The 20874-nt window shown below is 37.3% G+C and carries 16 protein-coding genes and 1 pseudogene; 6 read left to right on the top strand and 11 right to left on the bottom strand.

Annotated features, from left to right (window positions below):
- The first annotated feature begins 147 nt into the window (after positions 1-147).
- From C9J29_RS05835 to C9J29_RS05825, 3 genes are all read left to right on the top strand, one after another.
- Positions 148-1272 (top strand): YibE/F family protein, encoded by a 1125-nt coding sequence (locus C9J29_RS05835; protein ID WP_089986562.1) that lies wholly within the window; start codon positions 148-150, stop codon positions 1270-1272.
- Positions 1269-2033: a YibE/F family protein gene (locus C9J29_RS05830; RefSeq protein WP_090001330.1), complete on the top strand. Its 765-nt coding sequence runs from the start codon at positions 1269-1271 to the stop codon at positions 2031-2033. Before C9J29_RS05835 ends, C9J29_RS05830 begins: the two co-directional genes overlap by 4 nt.
- Positions 2034-2733: 700 nt before the next feature.
- Positions 2734-3351: an HAD-IA family hydrolase gene (locus C9J29_RS05825; RefSeq protein ID WP_008176581.1), complete on the top strand. Its 618-nt coding sequence runs from the start codon at positions 2734-2736 to the stop codon at positions 3349-3351.
- 43 nt (positions 3352-3394) lie between these two features.
- Here the strand turns inward: C9J29_RS05825 and C9J29_RS05820 are convergent, their stop codons facing one another.
- The 3 genes and pseudogenes from C9J29_RS05820 to C9J29_RS05810 all read right to left on the bottom strand — a co-directional run.
- Positions 3395-4219, bottom strand: a complete 825-nt coding sequence (locus C9J29_RS05820) for a methyl-accepting chemotaxis protein (protein ID WP_008176582.1) — start codon at positions 4217-4219, stop codon at positions 3395-3397.
- A gap of 100 nt (positions 4220-4319) precedes the next feature.
- On the bottom strand, positions 4320-5276 hold the full coding sequence (locus tag C9J29_RS05815; RefSeq protein WP_171365175.1) for a VanW family protein: 957 nt from the start codon (positions 5274-5276) through the stop codon (positions 4320-4322).
- Between the two features lie 405 nt (positions 5277-5681).
- Positions 5682-6620 (bottom strand): annotated as a pseudogene (locus C9J29_RS05810) (beta-propeller fold lactonase family protein); the annotation flags it as partial.
- Between the two features lie 442 nt (positions 6621-7062).
- Between C9J29_RS05810 and C9J29_RS05805 the strand changes: the two are divergent.
- Positions 7063-9555, top strand: a complete 2493-nt coding sequence (locus tag C9J29_RS05805) for a winged helix-turn-helix domain-containing protein (protein WP_089986565.1) — start codon at positions 7063-7065, stop codon at positions 9553-9555.
- Between the two features lie 160 nt (positions 9556-9715).
- On the opposite strand, the gene C9J29_RS05800 is transcribed toward C9J29_RS05805, so the two are convergent.
- Entirely contained in the window at positions 9716-10324 is a 609-nt protein-coding gene (locus C9J29_RS05800) for a CAP domain-containing protein (protein WP_043990164.1), read from the bottom strand.
- A gap of 231 nt (positions 10325-10555) precedes the next feature.
- Positions 10556-11182, bottom strand: coding sequence for a transmembrane-type terpene cyclase (locus C9J29_RS05795; RefSeq protein ID WP_008176587.1), 627 nt, complete (start codon positions 11180-11182; stop codon positions 10556-10558).
- A gap of 168 nt (positions 11183-11350) precedes the next feature.
- Here C9J29_RS05795 and pgeF point away from each other — a divergent pair, with 168 nt between their 5' ends.
- The gene (pgeF, locus tag C9J29_RS05790; protein WP_008176588.1) at positions 11351-12112 is read left to right on the top strand and encodes a peptidoglycan editing factor PgeF; all 762 of its coding nucleotides are present in this window, start codon (positions 11351-11353) and stop codon (positions 12110-12112) included.
- A 44-nt stretch (positions 12113-12156) separates the two neighbouring features.
- On the opposite strand, the gene C9J29_RS05785 is transcribed toward pgeF, so the two are convergent.
- The 4 genes from C9J29_RS05785 to C9J29_RS05770 form a co-directional block, all read right to left on the bottom strand.
- Entirely contained in the window at positions 12157-13269 is a 1113-nt protein-coding gene (locus C9J29_RS05785) for a Ger(x)C family spore germination protein (RefSeq protein ID WP_008176589.1), read from the bottom strand.
- Entirely contained in the window at positions 13266-14345 is a 1080-nt protein-coding gene (locus C9J29_RS05780; protein ID WP_237068757.1) for a GerAB/ArcD/ProY family transporter, read from the bottom strand. The genes C9J29_RS05785 and C9J29_RS05780 overlap by 4 nt, the downstream gene beginning before the upstream one ends.
- A 10-nt stretch (positions 14346-14355) precedes the next feature.
- Positions 14356-15765: a spore germination protein gene (locus tag C9J29_RS05775; protein ID WP_089986566.1), complete on the bottom strand. Its 1410-nt coding sequence runs from the start codon at positions 15763-15765 to the stop codon at positions 14356-14358.
- 147 nt (positions 15766-15912) lie between these two features.
- Positions 15913-17286, bottom strand: coding sequence for an amino acid permease (locus C9J29_RS05770; protein ID WP_008176592.1), 1374 nt, complete (start codon positions 17284-17286; stop codon positions 15913-15915).
- A 270-nt stretch (positions 17287-17556) separates the two neighbouring features.
- Between C9J29_RS05770 and C9J29_RS05765 the strand changes: the two genes are divergently transcribed.
- On the top strand, positions 17557-18948 hold the full coding sequence (locus C9J29_RS05765) for a branched-chain amino acid transporter BcaP (protein ID WP_107921777.1): 1392 nt from the start codon (positions 17557-17559) through the stop codon (positions 18946-18948).
- 150 nt (positions 18949-19098) lie between these two features.
- Here C9J29_RS05765 and C9J29_RS05760 read toward each other — a convergent pair whose 3' ends face one another.
- Positions 19099-19305, bottom strand: a complete 207-nt coding sequence (locus C9J29_RS05760) for a hypothetical protein (protein ID WP_089986569.1) — start codon at positions 19303-19305, stop codon at positions 19099-19101.
- A 45-nt stretch (positions 19306-19350) separates the two neighbouring features.
- Positions 19351-20868 (bottom strand): NCS1 family transporter, encoded by a 1518-nt coding sequence (locus C9J29_RS05755; protein WP_107921776.1) that lies wholly within the window; start codon positions 20866-20868, stop codon positions 19351-19353.
- Between the last annotated feature and the right edge of the window lie 6 nt (positions 20869-20874).

Below are 20874 nucleotides of genomic sequence, written 5' to 3'. Positions count from 1 at the left end.
ACAAATATCCTGCCGCTTTTTTATAGCATAAATGCCTTGGAATCTATCATTCCTATCGTTAAACTAGAGAATATATTGGAACTTACTATTCTTAAAATCGTTCCTGTACAAGTGACTATTTAGTCCACTAATTTGGAGGTCATTCCATTGCACTATTTTAAAAAAATAACTTATAAACAACGTATTTTCTATGCCTTGTTATTACTTGGCTGTGCCCTATCCATTTTTTTCGTTCACCATAATGAACAATTTTATGATCGACCTATTGCAGAAATTCTGAAAGTCAAAGTAACAGAATCTGAACCAATAACAGATATGTATGAGAATGAAGATATGTTGTATACACAGCAAATTAAAGCCGTACTTAAAAATGGGCAGCACAAAGGAAAAACGATTGATTTGACGAATGACTATTCTTCATCTGGAGCCTTTGATCAGGAATACAATGTTGGCAATGAAATCTTTGTCGCTATAGATGCACATTCAAAACAATCAGAGTTAACGGGCACCATTCTCGATTTGAAACGAGATCAAACAATTATGATGATCGCTTGGATTTTTATCCTTGTACTACTCATCATCGGTAAGAGACAAGGTTTATTTGCCATTATTAGCTTAGTCGTAAATGCCTGCATTTTAACATTGGCATTAGACCTTTACGTAAAGCATGGCAGCCTCAATTTATTATTCATAAGTGGGGTTTGTGTCCTATTATTTACCGTCATTTCCTTGTTACTGATTAGTGGTTTGAATACGAAAACATATGCAGCCATTATATCTACACTTTTAGGGACAATGATAGCCCTCATAATTAGCACTGCTGTGATGTGGTTGACGGGGGAAAATGGTCTACGCTATGAGGAAATGCAATTTTTAACACGTCCCTACCGAACTGTCTTTATGGCTGGTTTATTTATCGGTTCACTTGGGGCTGTTATGGATGTTGCCATTACGATGTCCTCTTCTATTTTCGCCCTATACGAACAGGATTCTCGTATTTCTTTACAAGCTTTGAAGGCATCTGGACAAGAAATTGGAAAAGACATTATGGGTACCATTACAAGCATTTTATTTTTCGCGTATATTTGTGGCTCCATACCAATGGTCATACTCTATTTGAAAAATTCTTCAACATTAGGACTAACACTATCCTTGAATCTTTCATTAGAGCTAGCTCGTGCACTTGCAGGAGGTATTGGAGTCGTCCTCACCATACCGATTAGTCAATACACCGCTATTTTTTTCATTAATCGAAAGCGGGTGAAGGAATGAATGTTATCGTTGTATTGGCAGGAATTTTATGTATATTAATGGTGGTAATTGGAGGAAAGCAAGGACTACGCTCGTTTCTTTCCTTATTTTTAAATTTCGGCGTGCTATTTGTGACTATTTTTCTTATGACAGACCCTAAAAATAGCCCTATTGTCCTGACGTTTATTGCGTGCACTGTTATCAGTTGCATTAGTTTGTTTTATATTAATAAAACGAATAGTAAAACCATTACAGCGTTTATTTCTACAATGGTAACGATTGTTGTTTTATTGCTTTTTATTACGTTTATAACGAAAAAGGCCATGATTCAAGGATTTGGGGAAGAATCAACGGAAGAATTAAGTATCTTTTCTCTCTATATCGGTGTTAATTTCGTGCAGATTGGTGCATCGGTCATTATTATGAGTACGATAGGTGCCATTATGGATGTTGCCATTTCCATTGCTACCTCTATGCATGAGATTTTTTATCGCAATCCTTCGATCAGTAGAAAGACACTTTTTACATCTGGAATAAGTATTGGAAGAGACATTTTAGGAACCGATACAAATACTTTATTTTTTGCTTTCTTTGGTGGCTATTTAAGTTTATTGATATGGTTTAAGGATCTCTCTTATTCGATTGGTGAAATCGTCAATTCCAAAGTCTTTAGTGCGGAAATGATGACGATTTTTTGCGCAGGCATCGGCATTGCCCTCATTATTCCTATCGCTTCCTCCGTCAATGCTTATTATTTAGTTAAAACACGAGAAAAAAAATAGAATAACACTCGCATAGATACCAGACCTATCACCTTAGCGTGATAGGTGCTGGAAATACGCTCCCCCATTAATTCCGGTCCAATTCCTATCATTTTTTCAATAGCTTTCAGCCCAAACATATCATCCTGCATTAGTAGTATGAATGATACAAACTATGTTACTACTTTAGTATCAGAGATATAGCTAAAAAAACATTCCAAATTTGAAATGGCCAAATGCTTTAAAGAAATCGGATATCAATTGACGCACACGTTACAGCAATGAAAAAATACAAAAAATATACCTTCTAACTATAGTTAGAACCTGTCTTGAACGTTAATTAGTCACAGCTTTCACCTTTAAGACTCTTCATTTTATTTCGTCTCACAAACAGCGGAATAGTAAAATATCCAAATTTCAGATTTAAAATCGTACAACACACAAAAAACGGCTTGCAAATTGAATAGGACTAAAATGAAACACTGTTATTTTCGTTATATAGCGTATTAGGTGTCTCAATTGATTTTTGTGACACCTTCTTTTGTTACATGATTTCCGTTGCAAACGCCGCATTTTCTGATAATATTTACCATATGATGATTACAGACCTTTTATTTTGATTGTTATTCCCTGTTTCATGACCCAATCAATTGCCCATTCCATGTAACATTTTTTTGCATAAAACGTCTATACAACTAGATGATAAAGGAGAAAGTTTGCCATGAAGCATATAATTTTTGATTTTGATGGAACGCTTGCGGATTCGACCGCCGTGTTTGCATCAGCATGGAATACGTTAGCACAAAAATATAAATTTAAAGGAATTGAATTGAAGGAAATTGATACATTAAAAAAATTATCGATTTCAGAACGTAGTAAATTATTTGACTTCCCCATGTATAAATTACCTATGATTTTACCGCAATTTTACAAATTATATCGCCAATCATTAAACGATGTTCATCTTTTTGAAGGGATGAAGGAAGTTTTGCTCGAAATTGATAAAAGAGGGTATAAGATTTTAATTATCTCTTCCAATTCGAAGGACAATATTTTAGAGTTTCTCAAAATGAATGGCATTCACTGTGTTGCAGATGTCCTTTGCTCCAATCGTATTTTTGGCAAGGATAAAGTCATGAAGAAGTTTTTAAAAGAATCGAATGTTTCAGCAACTGAAGTGGTATATATAGGGGATGAACAGAGGGATATTGTAGCATGTAAAAAAGCTGGAGTACCTATTATTTGGGTGGAATGGGGCTATGATGCAATTGAAGTTATACAAAATGAAGAGCCCGAATACAAAGTAACGACACCTGAGGAGATTTTAGAGATTATTTAGTAGAAGGATAATAGCCCTTTACTGGCTATTATCCTTTATATGTTTAAGCTTTGATTTCGCTAATATGCATTAACTTTTCAGCAGTATGATTTACTCCTTTATACGCATCGCTTAATTCATACATACTCGTGGCAAATTGCTGGGTAAAGGCAGCCACTTGATTAGCAGAAGCATTCACTTGATCAATCGATTGTTTAATGCTTTCTAATTGTTTCGTAATACTATTTGCACTTTCTGTACTGCTCTGGGACATTTTTTGTATTTCAGATGCGACAACTGCAAAACCACGACCATGCTCCCCCGAACGTGCCGCTTCAATCGATGCATTCAAGCCAAGAATTTTAGATTTCATCGCTAAGTCTTTTACTAATTGAACAATTACATTAATTTGTTCAATATCACCTGCCATTGATTCGGAGAAATTTGATAGTGCCCCTAAACGATTGGAAACATCTATACTGGCAGTAGCTAATCCTTCATTTGTGGCAGTCATTTCTTCTACCGCACTCGAAAGATCCGTCGCCAATAGACGCATATGATCCATTTTTTCATTAGAAATGATGGCACTTACTACACCTATAATTTGACCTCCATCAAAAATAGGCTGTGCCGAGGCGATATAGGCCATACCAAACCCCTCTGCTCCTCGTTCCTCTTTAACGAATCGACCTGAACTCAACGCGATTTCCGTTGCTGTTCCTCGATATTTATGTACTGGCTCACCTACACCTACTTTTAAGTCAACATGCTTCCCCGGTTTATAGGCAAGTACTTTTTCAGTGTCTGCCACTATGACACAAGCATCTTCTGGGTATGTTGCCTGATATAAATCCATCGTCTCTATGACGGCCATTAGTTTTGGATGCATTGTCTGTCCCCCTCCCCAAATATTTACTAACTATTCAATTTTAACTATATCATGACACTTATAAAAAGACACCAACGTCCTATGGTGTCTTTTCGTCGCATTAACCCTTTGTCAATATTTCTACATATTTTTCAGCAGTTCGTATGTCGATTGTCAAAAAATCTTTTCCATAGGTAGTTTGAATTACAAATGGAACATCACTAGTGTTCTGAAACCTAAAATCCAAGCTTCCATAGGCAACCGTCGCATCCCTTCCCTTTGGCACATATCCAATATCCAGAGAATGATGGTGACGTTCTACATACTTGACTTGTAGCTGATCCACTGCATTAAAGAGGGTCGAGGAAGTTTGACAAATACCCCCACCAATCCCCATTACCACTTTCTTATTAATAATTTCTGGTGCAGGCTGATAGCCATTTGCCTCATCTCGAGGTCCAACCATCGTATTAAATGAAAAATGGTCACCACTACCCACGATGACATTATTAATAGCCTTGGCAGAAAGCTCAATATTTTTATTTCTTCCCAAATCAGCGCTATTAAAATACGTCGTATAGGATGCTACAACGACCTCCTCTAAATAAGGAATGTCCTCAAATGAATATCCACTTTGCGTCAAATAAAGAGGTATCTCCACTTGACCACCAGTCGCAGAGGCATCCAGTATTCTCTCTACTAATTCACTTTCTTTTAAAATCATTTGCGGCCTTCCCTTGATTACTTTTCCTTCTTCATCCAATCGATCAAGCATCATTCGCTGGTCATAGCCCTCCATTTCATCCATCCCTCTTGCTAATTCCTTTGCTAACTGCTCGATATGCTGCTGATAGGCTTGCAAATTTGTCTCATAGCCACTATCCTTTGGTGAAATGGTTTCAATAATCTTCTTTGTTTTCGGATCTACAATCTCCACAAGAGCCGGCCCATTTTGTGGAACTTGCTCATAGGTAACTGGCTTTTTCATTTCTTCGACTGGCTGTTTTAATGGTTGATTTTCTTGCTCTAGACTTTGGTCGTTGTTCAAATTTTTTTGACAACCTACTAGTCCCACCATACATAAAACACAAAATGCGGAAACTAACTTCCTTTTCAACATATACACCTACCTCTATGGTCATACTACAGAGACATCTTATTCATATATTGCTTATAGTGTGTGGTTTTTGTAGATATTTATTTGTTTGCCTGACAAAATGAAACTTCCGGATCTGCTTACTCTTGACGATCACAGTTAATAAGGTAGGCTTTTTCTTATGTATCGCAGGGATAGCCTGGCACTAAGACAAGTTAGAAGTAAACGACTGCTACCCCAATATTTTGCTCTTTAATCATGCACAATTGACAGAACGTATCTTACTATTTTTTTCTTTGCAAAGTATTTGAGTACTACGAGTATTTTGTTGAAACCTTTGAGCTACCAGAACATTGGTGGATGAAATTAACTTGTCTTTATTACAGGCTATAGACAAATTACCCCTGTATCTATACCAGTCGGTCCATTAAACCCTGGGATTACATCCACTACCATATTGGTTGCTATATCTATGACAGACACTGTATTGTCCGTTTGATTTGTGACATATGCAAAAGTGCCATTTGGTAAGATCGTTACTTGGTCAGGTGAAGAACCAACAGGGATTGTTGCTATCACCATATTTGTCGTTGTACTGATGACAGATACGGTATCACTCCCTTTGTTGACGATATACAAAAGTGTTCCATCAGGTGTAATGGCTGATCCTACAGGTCCTGTTCCTACAGGGATTGTACCAACTACTATATTGGTTGCAACATTAATGATAGATACATTATCGCTATTTTCATTTGTAACATAAGCAAATTGTCCATTTAATGTGAAGACAATTGATCTTGGGCGAATTCCAACAGGGATAGTAGCAACCACCATATTGGTCGCTGTATTTATAACAGATACACTACCTGAATTTTCGTTTGCCACGTAAGCAAACGCACTATTCGGCGTAAAAGCAATACCTTGAGGTTGAAGCCCTACTGGAATTGTTGCTGTCACGGTATTTGTCGCTGTATCTATGACGGATACAGAGTTAGCGCCTAATCCGTGATTGGAAACATAGGCAAGGGCTCCATTTGGTGAAATCGCTACACCAAGAGGCTCACTTCCAACTGGAATCGTAGCGACTACCGTATTTGTCGCTGTATCAAATACAGTTACATTATTGGAGAAGAGCGCTGGCACATAACCAAACGCACCATTTGGTGTAATCGCTATTTCTAGTGGAGCCGTTCCTACTGGAATGGTAGCGACTATCGTATTGGTTGCTGTATCGATTACTGATACTCTGTTATCAGGAGTTGCTAGCTGTCCAGCGTCTGTTACATAGACGAGATAGTTACAAGTTGGTGGTACTGGTAAAAATGGGTGCTTACAACGACAAGGGCAACAAAAACCGCAGCAATGGCAATGACAACCTGGATTTGATTTAAACTTGATTTTAAAAAATCTTTGTTCTTTTCCCACACTGAACAACCTCCCAGACATATATGACTACTATATGCCCACAAAATTGAGTTTCTTGTATATTTACCTATTTGAACTTGTGTGAAATGTGTAGATTAGTTGTTTACATGAGATACAAGCACTTTTAGTTTTTTTGGGTGATGTAAGATAGACTTTGTACCATGTTGAAATGGATCATGAAAAAGAGGAAGAACGATGGCCTCAGTTTTGAATGTCCACTACCATTAGACACCAAAAAACAATGAAAGATGGAAATGATAGGACTATTAACATACGAAAAAATGATAATAGTTTAGTACAATGAAAATTATGGAACTTTTCTGAACTAAAGGAGGAAATTAAGGTGCCTCAAACATTATTATCTTCTAAAATAACAATGCCACATCATTCACCCACTTTAATAGAAAGAACTCAATTATTCGATTTATTCGATCAACATATACATGTTAAATTAACGATTTTACGAGCTCCAGCGGGTTATGGGAAAACCAGTATACTAACTAGCTGGTTGAAAAATAAAAAAGAAACCACTGCATGGGTTTCCCTAGATGCTGCTGATAATGATCCGATACGTTACTGGACATATATTTTACACGCTATTGCTAGGTCTTCTAAAAGTGAAATAGATCAGATTCTTGCACCGCTACTCAACTCGCAGGACCCTGCAACACTTGAATTTTTTATCTATTCTCTGTTAGAAGAAATGAATGCCATCCAACAGCCCATCTCGATTGTACTAGATGATTATCATGTCATAGAAAATCCAGTGATACATCAACTCATGACACAATTCGTAGAATATTTACCTAGTCATGCACATATCTATATGTCCTCTCGTTCCGTCCCTGCACTACCAATAGCTAAGTGGCGAGTTAAGCAGTGGATACATGAAATCCATTCGGGACATTTACGCTTTACGTTACAGGAGGTGAAGCGATTTTTTTCCTGCAAACATTTACCTGCTCTCAACCACCAACAGTTGCAAGCTATTTTAGATAAAACTGAAGGTTGGGTAGCCGGATTATTGTTAACTAGCTTTGCACATGACCCTGATATAGAAGCTTTGGAAGAAGCTGCACAGCCCTTTATTTCAGAATTTTTATGGCAAGAAATTATTCATAATCTACCTTCTGAAACACAACAATTTTTGCTGCGCACTTCCCTATTGCAGGAGCTGGACCCTGCTATTTGTGATCAATTGACCAAACAGACAAATAGTCTTGAACAATTGGAACATTTAGAAGCAAAAGGACTTTTCACCATTCGGTTGCAATCCAAACAGCCCATATTCCGTTACCATCATTTATTAGCGGAAGCATTGCAAATGGAATTAACAAGACAATTTTCGAAGCAGGACATACGTAATCTTGTTCTCGAAACATCTCAATTCATTTATGACCAAGGGGATTATATTTCTGCTATTGAATTAGCACTTAAACATGGACAATATGACCTAGCGACGCCATGGATGACCGATCATCTTGTTCAGCTTTTTTTATCAGGTCAAACAGCAACGTTTATGCGGTGGTTGCACCAGCTTCGTCGTGACCAATATAAAGTCTCTTATGAAATGCTAGTCATTGGCTTTTTGACATCGATTTCAACCACGGAAGTTGAAGCAGCGTCATCTCTTATGGAGGAACTTGAATTGCGGCAGCTGACTGAACAATGGATGGAGCAAGAGGAGCATGCGGCCATGACCTATATTTATGAAAGTGCAAAGGCTTTTGCTATCGTTGCCGCTGGTGGTGATTTACAGTTAGTGGAACAAATTATGAGAAAACAGCTCGCCAAAGGACATATCCCCTCTAGATGGGATCATGTGCCTATTCCCTATAATAGTTTTGAATATAAGCTTTTACGAACAAGCATTGGCTCAAAAGGAAAACTTCAAACAATGGAACAAGGAACAGTCATAAGTGAGCTTTTTCGAGAAACGTCTTTACAAACAGCTAATGTAACTGCTTTTAGCTATGGTGTTGCCGCCGAATCATTGTATGAACGCAACCTAATACCGTTTACCCATAAAGAAATCGAAATGGCACTTAAGCTTGGCCATCAGTTACAAGATCCTGGATTATGTATCCCCATGTATCTCCTGAAAGCAAAAATCTATATCCAGCAAAATCAAATAAGTTCAGCTGTTGCTATGCTGACCCAGCTATTAGAGGATGTGACGGAAAAGCACTGGCGTACATCTATACAAATTATGCAAGCCTACTGTCATATTATTGCAGGCGATAGTCATCAGGCTGAGTTGATCTTACAGTCTATCCAATCAAAGCAACCATTCTGGCTCTTAGTACATGCCCGTTTACTATTATTGAAGGAAAAGCCGAACGAAGCCTTAACGAGCTTAATTCAGATAAAAATGAAAGGTCAGCAGGAAGAGCAAATTGCTACAATTATTGAAGCCACAATTCTTGAAGCTATTTGTCAATACCGTCTAGGTCACCAAGAACTCGCCTTAGAAACTTTACACGAGGCTTTCGAACTCGCAGCACCCTTCTATTATGTTCGATCCTTTTTAGATGAAAAGGATTTAGAGCCGCTATTAGAAATTTATTTCGAACAGCTTCATCAACGATGGGAATCCATACCGACAGTTTATTTTAGTTACCTAAAAGAAGGGACCGCATTTCCTGCCAAAGCTCCATCAATGCTGACACAACGGGAAAAGGATATTTATGATTTGCTAGTAGATGGTATAACTAATCGTGAAATAGCTAAACGTCTGCATTTATCAGAAGGCACTGTTCGTGTTTATTTATCTACAATTTATAGTAAGCTAGGGGTTAACTCCCGAGCCAAGGCGATTGCCCTCAAAAAACATTAAAGCTCCTAAAAGGCACACTGATGCCTTTTGCTATAAAGATTCATTTATTTATAGTTGTACAAAATAATAATTTACCGCTCTTAGAAGATCTGGATATATTTAAATAAATTCCAAAAAAACTGCCCAAACTCAGTCTTACCTGATTGGGGCAGTTCTTCTTTTATTTTTGTATAAACATTTGCGTCCAGTAGTTGCCATCTGCTACATAACCTATACCGATATGTGTATAGGTTTTGTTGAGAATATTCGCACGGTGCCCTTCACTGTTCATCCAAGCTGTAACGACTTCTTGTGCAGAGCGTTGACCTTTGGCAATATTTTCACCGGCTGATCGATATGAAATACCGAAATTTTTCATCATCGTAAATGGCGTTCCATACGTTGGACTTGTATGGTCAAAGTATTTTTTATCATGCATATCTTGAGATTTGTATTTAGCTACTCTTGATAACTCCCAGTCGTCTTGTAATGCTGAGAGACCTGCTTTGGCGCGTTCCGCATTCACCAGTTTAATGACTTCTTGTTCAACGCTTGCTTGTTCCTTTACAGGGACATTTATTTTTTGTCCAGGATAAATTTGATTTGGATTGGCAAGCTGTGGGTTTACATCCATTAATTCTTGTACACCTGATTCCGTTTTCAATGCGATTTTCCAAAGAGTGTCACCAGATGAGACTGTATAGGATTCAGCCGCCATTGCCCCCACTGGTACTAATAATGAAGCTGCAATAACTGAAGCAAGTGCCGCTTTTTTTACTTTTTTCAACATGTCTATCATCCTTCCTGTTTGCTCTCCTTTTATGGTAAATAGTTTTTGAGCAATAATCATCACAAAATATTTGGAAGGATTTTTACAAATACATGACAGATGAACAACAAAAATTTACGAATCCCAATTTAACACCATTTATCATGATGCACCTTGTCATCAAGTTGCAATCTAATTGTCATTAACAAACATTACCAACTAAATTAGTCTTCCATATTTACTGAAGAAACCCTACTTCGCTACTAATTTCCTCTTCATTTGGTAAATTAATAGAATATAGAGACAGTCATAAAAAAAGGTAGCTATAGAAATAATGGTAATAAACGGCGTACGGAAATAAAGATAAAAGCCAACTGCAGCAAACAATGTTCCAATCATCTTACAGACAGCAATGCCCATGGATTGACCATCTAAATTCCCTCTTCGTAATAATAAACCGATAAATAATCCTGACATCATGAGGTTTTGCATAAACGCTGCGTACTTCCCTTCAAAATCCTGAAATTGATGAATAATCCCTAAAATCATTAACATGCTGAAAATTAAAGTGACCAAAAAAGAGGCATATAATAATTTTTTAGACAGGATTCTCCGATATTCTGGTGGTGCAAAACGTAAAAATTGCATCAGTATAACGACATCTAATATGAGCCAAGTGAGCGTAATCAATCGTTGAAGGTCATTTTGTGGGTAAAGAAAAGTAAAGATAAATTCCCATGCAATATTGGCACAAATAGCAACCATAGGCATGCCGTATTTTTTATCCTTCCACCCTTTGTAAATAACTAATATATATGTAATAATCCAGAAAAGGCCCATGCCTATTTGGCAAATTAATAAAATATCTAGTTGAGCCATTTTTTACTCTCTCCCTCCACATATGATTCCTCATACTATATGTGAAGAAATCTATTCATTATGTCTAAAAGTTTGCTAGTAGAGTAAGGGAAAGTAGTAACAAATATTCAAGGGAATGGAACCTATACATTCGTAGTGGAATCCTATATAGTAAAGCGGGGTGATTGAATGAAATCAAAAATATATGTAGATAATGATCAATTTATCGCTGGCACTACCTTAAAGGATACGATGGAATTAGAGCATAATAATATGGCGTTGCATGTTTGCGATCATATCCATGATGTCATTGACAATCGTCAACAATTAGCAACAGCATTGAACTGCGACCTACAAGATTTTATTTGTACGGAACAAACACATAGTGCCAACTTCCATCGAGTGACCTTAGCCGATAAAGGACGTGGCGCCGTGCAAATGGATACGGCTGTGAAAAACACAGATGCTCTTTATACAGTTGAGCCTAATTTATTATTATGTAGTTTTACGGCAGATTGCGTTCCTGTGATTTTTTATAATGTGGCCAATGGTTTAGTGGGCGTCATTCATTCAGGGTGGCAGGGCACTATTAAAGAAATTACTCCTAAACTGTTCCAGCATCTGTTGGAAGAAGAACAATGTCGACCAGAGGATTTTCACGTTCAAATTGGTATGGCATTAAGCCAGCAAAAATTTGAGGTAGATGCTGATGTGTATGAGAAGTTCCACAGCCTTGGTTATGCAGAGGAATTTATGTATTTGAATACCGAGACGAATAAATACCATATTGATAATCAAAAAACGGTGAAAAAACAATGTGAACTTGCTGGTATTCCATCTGAGCAAATCCAAGTTGATGCCACTTGTACATTCCTTAGCCCTGATGGCTTCTCCTATCGTCAGGACAAACAGGCAGGCAGACATTTAAGCTTTATTATGCGAAAATCTTAAACAAACGAAAAGGACAATCCACTTCAGCATAAGGATTGTCCTGTTTATTTTAATGTACCAGTACTAATAATTGACGTCTCAACATGTACCTCTGTTTGTAATTTACTTATGACTTCCCTCGTTTTTTTGGTCGTCCACTTTCCATGATAGTACATTCTAAATTTTTCACTTAACCCACTAGGATCGACATCCATATTTTTTAGTTTATCTAAAAACTTGGTAATATCCACTTCTAGCTGCTTATTTACATCCTTCTCTAACCGACTAATGCTTTCAATCGTATTCAACTCGTATTCTCTCGCCCCTTTGTATTCACTTAACGTTCCTTTAATTTGTAGGTGAATGATGAGCTTAGGTGAGTCAACATTTTTATTACTTTGCATTTTAATAGAGCTCTCAATTAAATCAATCATTAATTTTTCCTCCCCATATCCCTCATGTAGATCTAAATGGAGAGGTGCTAGACTTTTTCTTCCTAGTAATGCTTGAACAATGAGTGCCTCCTCTGGCTTAATCACTTCATGCATATGGTTCCCCTTAAAAACAGCAACACCTTTAATTTCAATCTTCTCATCGCGTTTTTCAAGATATGGAATAATCGTATCCGTCACAGGATTCGTTATTGTATACATAAAATCATGGATATTCGTATTCGGATTAAATGCTGTATTTATACTGGGTTCCAATAAATCATTAATGTAAATATTAATGTTTGGTTTATCCGGGTAATTTCCCTTTATAATGGCTTCTGCTTTGTCCTTCACAATAGCAATGAGGACTTTATTGCCCACCTCAGCATTTCTGTATAGATGCTGAATGACATTTTGTATCTCACCTTTTCGTGCAAAATCTTCATTAACCAACACAACTCGTAATTGGTTAAAGACAATTTTTTTATCCGAAAGCTTTTCGATTTCTACGATGCCATTCGATACAAGATCTGTAGACACCGAAAAAATTTGTGTGTTTTGTTGTGCCTCTGGTGAATATTGAGGAATAGCGACCGTTAATTTCATTTGATCTTCATCAATATAATCAAACGCCATTGTTCCAACCATCCCTATATCCTCTAAAGGTACCTTCAGCTCTTTTCTTGAACAACCAGCCAATAACAATAAAAGCGCAAGTGTGATACTTAGTAGAAGCTTTCTATTCATTGTTGCACCTTCTTTTTTCGAACTATATAGATCATGCTTAAGAAGATTGGCCAAATAATTAGCATATAACCAATGTAATTACTTGCTGTAAAAAGTTTCTCTTGGAATTCTCGAGAAAATGGCATTCTAATAATCAAAAAAATGATAGCAGCAATCACATATAATTGATAACTATTTTTCTTTTTAAACAGCGTATCCACGCCTAATTTAGCACACCATACATAGGCTGTGGCTGTCGATAATATTAAAAATACCCATAATGTTATACCGATAATATCGATTCGTTCCACGAAGGTAAGTTCGCCGGCTTTAAATAAATTCAAAACGGAAAACTCTACGTTTTTCAACTGCCATTCAGAATAATAGATGACGCTTACTACTGTCGTGAAAAAACAAAGGAAAATACTAATCCAAATACCAATCAATGAATGACGAAAGGCTTTTTTCTGATCGATAATATATGGAAAGTAAAACATAATTAATTCATAGCCAAGGACTGATAAATAGCCTTCTTTAAATGCATTAAAGAAATCTAGCCCACTAAAATTGAATAAAGGGAGTAAATGACTTACCTCCCCTTTTTCAATAGCCCACTGTGTAAAATAGAACATGCCGATTGTAATAAAAAAACTCATCATGCAAAATCTAGCAATGGATTTGATACCACCACTTACAATATATATCAGTAACAGTAAGAAACACAGCACAGGTAAAGTGATGGTTTGCTCTTGTAACGCTGTACTTTGTATGAGATGCATATAGTTGCTAATAATTCCTGCACTAAAGATAATAAATTGAATGACAAACAAGAGATTAAGGCTTTTCCCTAAAACTTTCCCGAAAAGAATTTCATTGATACGAAATAGATGTTCATTCGGGTATTTCGAGCAAAGCCAAATCATGGGCCAAAGAGTTAAGGTAGCAATAATACCGAACAATACGGGCATAAACCACTCGGTATAACCCATAGCACTTAATTTTTGCGGCAATGATAGTATTCCTGTCCCTACCATAATACTCTGGGCCAAAAAAATGACGTGATAGCGATTTAACATCTTTACGTTAGCTGCGCCCAAGTCTTTTACCTCATTTCTCCTCTGTCGGTTTTTTCTGAGCACTTGATATGCCTGATTTTTTCGTTAAATAGTTGATAGGAAATCTGATGACATTATCTAACAAATCTGTTGGATTTCTCGGTATACCTGGTGTCATATAATGAGTTCCTAATGATTTTAAACTTAGTAAATGATGAATTAACCAAGCAAAGGCAAGCATTTGCCCAAATAGACCAAATAACCCAGCGGATAAAATGAAAATATATCGCACAAATCGGCTAGCATTACTCATCAAGAAAATCGGTGGTAGGAAAGATAATAGTGCAGAAGTGGCCACCAACACAATGAGAATATTACTAAGTAATCCTGCCTGCACAGCCGCAGTCCCAATGACAATACCTCCTACGATACCGATTGTTTGTCCTACTTTTGCCGGCATTCGAGAACCCGCTTCCCGTAATACCTCTACAATCAATTCGATAAATAACACTTCGATAAGAGGTGGAAAAGGCACTTTACTTCTCGATTCTTGAAGATTTAACAAAAGCTCATATGGCAATATTTCTGGATGAAAGGTTAAGGCAGAAATATACATGGGCGTAATCATGATCGTTAAGAAAAAACCAAAGAAGCGCAGCATCCTTAGTAATGAGGCTGTTGTCCATCGGTTATAATAATCCTCAATCGACACGAACATTTCAAAAAACGAGGTCGGACAGACAATCGCTAATTGGCTATTATCCATAAACATGACAATCCGGCCGTCAATTAAGTATCGACAAATACTATCAGGGCGTACCGTCATATAATATTGGGGAAAAGGGGATAGCGGATTATCCTCAATTAATTGCTTCAACACCGAAATATCTGTAAATAAAGGGAATTCCACCTGATCAATACGATTCCTAAGATCGTCTAAGTTTTTATGGTTCACAATATTATCCATATACATAATGGAAATTTTAATATTAGCCTCAGAACCAACAATACGATTTTCATTTTTTAGCTGAGCGCTTTGAATTCGTCTTCTCACTAGAGAAATATTGGTCTCCAAAGATTCCGTAAATGCATCCTGAGGCCCTATAACGGTTGATTCTGTTTCAGTATTTGTAATGGCCCTTGTAGGTGCACTATACGTATCCATACTTAAAAGTGCATTGGTTTCATGAAAAAACAGCAGTGTTTGCCCAGAGTTCAATTTTTTAATGACGCCTTGTATATCTTTAGGGTCCACATATTGAGCCATTTGATGAATTTGTTTGATATTATTGGTTAACGGAATAGATACCATTGATTGTAACGTCATTTTTTCTATAAGAGAGGAAAAATATATAAGGGTAACATCCCCTTCTTCTGTTGCAATCATATTTAGCTTTACATCATCTACATCATTTATTTCCTTCTTTAATTTAGCAACAAGCTGTTCAGGTATTTCGTGCATTCCGTTCAACCCCTTTTATTTCAACGAATACCAGTCTCCACACGTAGTTTTTTATAGTTTGGCATGTTTACGAATGTTTATGTAAAAAATATGCTAGCAAAAATATGCAAAAAAGATGCCTCTCTTGTTAAGAGAAGCATCTTTTTGCTATTCGCCTTGATCCGTACTGTAGCGATTTTTGCCAATACCAAATGCATAATAGCTAATAGTTACAATTACTAAAAATACAATTCCTACGATTAATGATATACGCGTATCGTCATTAATCCACATGCCAACCAGCACCATCATTAAGAAGATAATTGTTAAATAATTCGTAATAGGGGCTAGTGGCATTTTAAACGGGTGATTCGCTAATTGTTCACCTTTTACTTTTCTAAATTTCATTTGGCTAATTAATATAATGAACCATGGTATCATTCCTGGTAAAACACTTGCACTGTACACATAGACAAATAAATTCTGTGGTGCAATATAGCTTAAAATGACACCAATCACTAAACCAATTAACACGCCAGCTGTACCAAATAAAGGTACACCATTTTTAGAAAGCTTCGCGAAAAATTTCGGTGCTTGTCCATTCATCGCAAGAGTATATAACATACGTCCTGCACTATAAATACCACTGTTACAGCCAGACATAGCAGCTGTAATAACGACAAAATTAATAATACCTGCAGCAGCTGTAATACCTACCTTGGCAAATGTCGCAACAAAGGGACTACCGATCGTACCCAATTCATCCCACGGATACACTGTCACAATGACAAAAATAGCTCCGATATAGAAAATTAAAATGCGCCAAATAATACTTTGAATAGCATTCGTAATTGTCTTTTGTGGATCTTTTGCTTCCCCTGCTGTAATACCAATAAGCTCTACACCTTGGTAGGCTGCAACTACTAACGATAATGCAAAGAAGAAGCCTGTCCAGCCACCAGTAAAGAAGCCACCATGACTCCATAGATTTGATAAGCCAATCGCAATACCATCATTACCAAAGCCAAAGAAGATCAGTCCAACCCCTGCTACAATCATTAATATAATGGTTACGATTTTAATCATGGCGAACCAAAATTCAAATTCACCAAAAGATTTAACTGAGATAAAGTTTGCCACACCTAATATGATCATTGCAATGAGACCCGGTATCCATGCTGGTAAATCAGGATACCAATACTGCATATACGTTCCCACGGCTATAATTTCAGACATCCCAACAATTACCCATTGGAACCAGTTGCTCCATGCTGTTAAATAGCCTGCTAAAGGGTGAATGTATTTATAGCCAAATGTTGCAAAAGAGCCTGTACTTGGCTCCATATAAAGCATCTCACCCATTGCTCTCATAATGAAAAATATAAAAATACCTGCAATTCCATAGGCAAGGAGTACTGAAGGTCCTGTCCATTGGATGGCACTTGCAGAACCCATAAATAAGCCCACACCAATCGTACCGCCTAGCGCGATCATTTGGATGTGACGTGCCTCTAATCCTCGTTGTAATTCTTTGTTGGCCACTCCATAACGCCTCTTTTCCTGTTGTTCTATCTACGTTGAATATACTTTAAAATCATAATCAATTTTTCTAAAAAAGACAATTGTATTTTTAGGAAAAACAAAAAATAATGTTTTTTTGATAGATTTAGCATATGGAGTAGCTCCCTTACTATTATTGTTCTAAAAATTCTAAATATATTAGTTTTTTCACTTTATTTCGACAAAAAGATTGACCTAATTATCAAAAAAGTATAATATTTTTACATATTTCTAAGAAAAAGAGGATTGAGCGTGAGTAAAATATTATTTAGAAGAAAGAAAATCGAGGAACTATTACAAAATAGCGGGACTATTCAACTAAAGAAAACGTTAGGTGCCTTTGATCTTATATTATTAGGAGTTGGTGCCATCGTCGGCACTGGTATTTTCATCTTGCCTGGAACGGTGGCAGCAACACATGCTGGGCCTGGGATCGTTTTTTCCTTTATTATCGCCGCCATTGTTTGCGCTTTTGCAGGCATGTGTTATTCCGAATTTGCATCAAGTGTCCCCGTAACTGGGAGCGCCTATACGTATGGCTATATTGTCTTTGGCGAGATTATCGCGTGGTTAGTAGGATGGGCTTTACTTTTGGAATATGGACTGGCTGTTGCCGCTGTTGCGACAGGTTGGTCATCTTACTTAACCTCACTTCTTGCCGGCTTTCATATCGTTTTGCCCCAAGCAATTTCAGGAGCCTTTAATCCTGCTGCTGGCACATATATGAATGTACCTGCGATTTTGATTATTTTTGCTACGGCATTTTTATTAACGCTTGGTATTAAAGAATCCACTCGATTCAATACTTGGATGGTTTTCTTGAAGGTCGCTGTCATCTTACTATTTATTGGCGTAGGGGTATTTTATGTAAAGCCTACTAACTGGGAGCCCTTTCTACCATTTGGCATAAGCGGCGTCTTCAGTGGAGCAGCACTTGTATTTTTTGCTTATTTAGGTTTTGATGCGGTATCTTCGGCTGCTGAGGAAGTTAAAAATCCACAGCGGAATATGCCCATTGGCATCATCGGTTCTTTACTTATTTGTACGGTGCTCTATGTTGTTGTATCAATGGTTTTAACAGGTATCGTTCCCTATCATGCGTTAAATGTAAGTGACCCTGTTAGCTATGTGATGCAGATGGTCCACCAAGATTGGATTGCGGGAATAATCTCATTAGGTGCCGTAGTTGGAATGATGACTGTTATATTAGTGATGTCTTACGGAGGAACACGACTACTGTACGCATTAGGCCGTGATGGTTTACTGCCAAAAAGTATGGCTGAGCTCAGTCCTAAATTTAAAACTCCCGTGAAAAACACATGGATTTTCGCAATATTAGTTGCCTTTTGTGCAGGATTTGTGCCACTTTCTAAGCTTGCCGAACTAGTCAATATGGGCACATTAGTCGCATTTACTATTGTATCCATCGGTGTGGTGTATTTACGTAAAAATAAAAATATCCCTTCTGGGGGCTTTAAAGTACCGTTTTTCCCAGTCCTACCGATTTTATCATTCCTATTATGTCTCTTTTTAATATCACAGCTTTCTGTCCTTACATGGGTTGCATGTGGTATTTGGTTCATCATCGGTTTGATTGTTTATTTGGTTTATGGTCGAAAGCATAGCGAAATGAATAAAGAATAAGAAAAAGGTGTCTCTCATAGGGACATCTTTTTTATTTTAATTGATGTCAATTCCCATAAAACTAAAGGCTTGCTCTGTTGTTACATAAAGAACTGGCAAACAAAAAACCTCTATCCATCCTTGGCGAATGAAATAGAGGTTACTTCGTTATTATAGTAAGGTTTGTTCCTGTAATTTTGCTGTGAAATACTTTCGTGCATCTGCCGTTAGAATTTGTAGTAAGGTCACTTCTTCCTGACGAGCAAATTCTACAAACATCCCACTTAAATTTTCGTAGACATATTTGATTTTAAAGCCGCTATCTAAATAAAGATCCACTTTTTGGATTTCCTCTTTGCTTTGTTGGAATTCAGACATGCCATCACCTCACCTTCATTTGAAAATGTCTTGATGTAGTGTCACTTATTCGGCACATTTTATTTCTAGCAGAGGGTCTGGTTGCTCCACTAGCTCATCTTCCTCTTGATCTGTCAGTGGCGCATGTGCTTGTTGGCCAAATAATTCATCCAAATTATGTCCGACTGTAATACCTAAATACTTCGCATCACTTGGATCTACTAGCTCTGCTTGAGGGTATTTTTTAAACCACCAATACTTCGCTAAGACATAATAGACAATTGCTCCTACAAAGAACCCTACTAAAGAAGAATAAGTTGAAAAAATATTGGCGATAGCACCACCGATTACCCAGGCCACTAACCCGGCGATATTAAAACCTTTATAGTATTTAAATTGCCCATCTAATTCATAGAGTTCCTTGACATGTACACGTCGTTTGCGAATGAGATAATAATCCGCAAATAAAATCCCTACAATCGCCGTTAATATTCCACCTATAATCAATAAAACATTGACCATTACATCAAATAAATTCCATGGTTGAGCAAGAATACCAATAATCCCCGCAATAACAACCCCTACCCAAAAAGGTACTTTGGGGCCACCGATATTTGAGAAAATAGTAGCTGCTGGTACGACATTAGCAGACGTATTCGTTGACCATTGTGCTAACACAATCATCAGCAAAAGGATACCTAAAATAAAACCACTCGCACTTTGTTGTAAAGCATTGATAGGGTCAGCAGATGCTACCGCCATATAACAAACTGCACCAATTGTAACAATAAATGTGTTCGTTATTGGCATAACAATTAATGAGCCCACGAGCTGTGTTTTATTCCGTTTGAACCAATTGCGTTCATTTTTAGGTGCTTTAAAAAAGCGAGATAATGATGGCATATCAGCTGCCAGTGTTGACCAAAAGCCCATGTTTGCCATGACCACTACCATAAAAGCTGTAAAGGCAGCAAAGCCCGTTGTTGGCGTTTCTACCCACGTCCATATATTTTTCCCTTGGGACGTAGCATTATCAGCTAATGTGTAATACATCCAGCAAGAAATCAAAATAATGACAGGCGCTGCTAGATCAGCGAAGCGCTCAATGGACTTAATGCCGAGTGATGTATTAAAGAGCTGAAGCGCCGCAAATACAAGGAAACAAATGAACCAATTATCAAAATCAAACAATAAATTTAAAATGCCGTTTATGGCTAATGCGCCAAAATACGTATTAAGACCAAACCAACATGCGGCTGTTATGCCCCTTACAAGAGAAGGAATATGAGTGCCAAATGTGCCGAATGGTGCACGCATATAAACAGGGAATGATAATCCATGCTCAATACCTATATCACCAATTAACGTCATAAAGACACCGATCAAACAGGAACCTACCAACGTAGCTAAAATAACCATAGGTAAGGATAAATTCATAATGGCTGAACCGCCAATTGCAAAAGCCGCTAAAACAATCGCCATCCCTATCCAAATCACCGCAAAACCAAATGTTCCAATATTTCTTTGTTGATGTGTCACTGGAAGTAAATCTGGGGATTTTAAATAATTCCCTTCACGTTCCATAAAGTT

This window comes from Lysinibacillus fusiformis (genome assembly GCF_003049525.1).
GTDB lineage: Bacteria > Bacillota > Bacilli > Bacillales_A > Planococcaceae > Lysinibacillus > Lysinibacillus fusiformis.
Note: the sequence above shows the minus strand (reverse complement) of the source record. Positions and strands in the feature narration are given on the sequence as shown.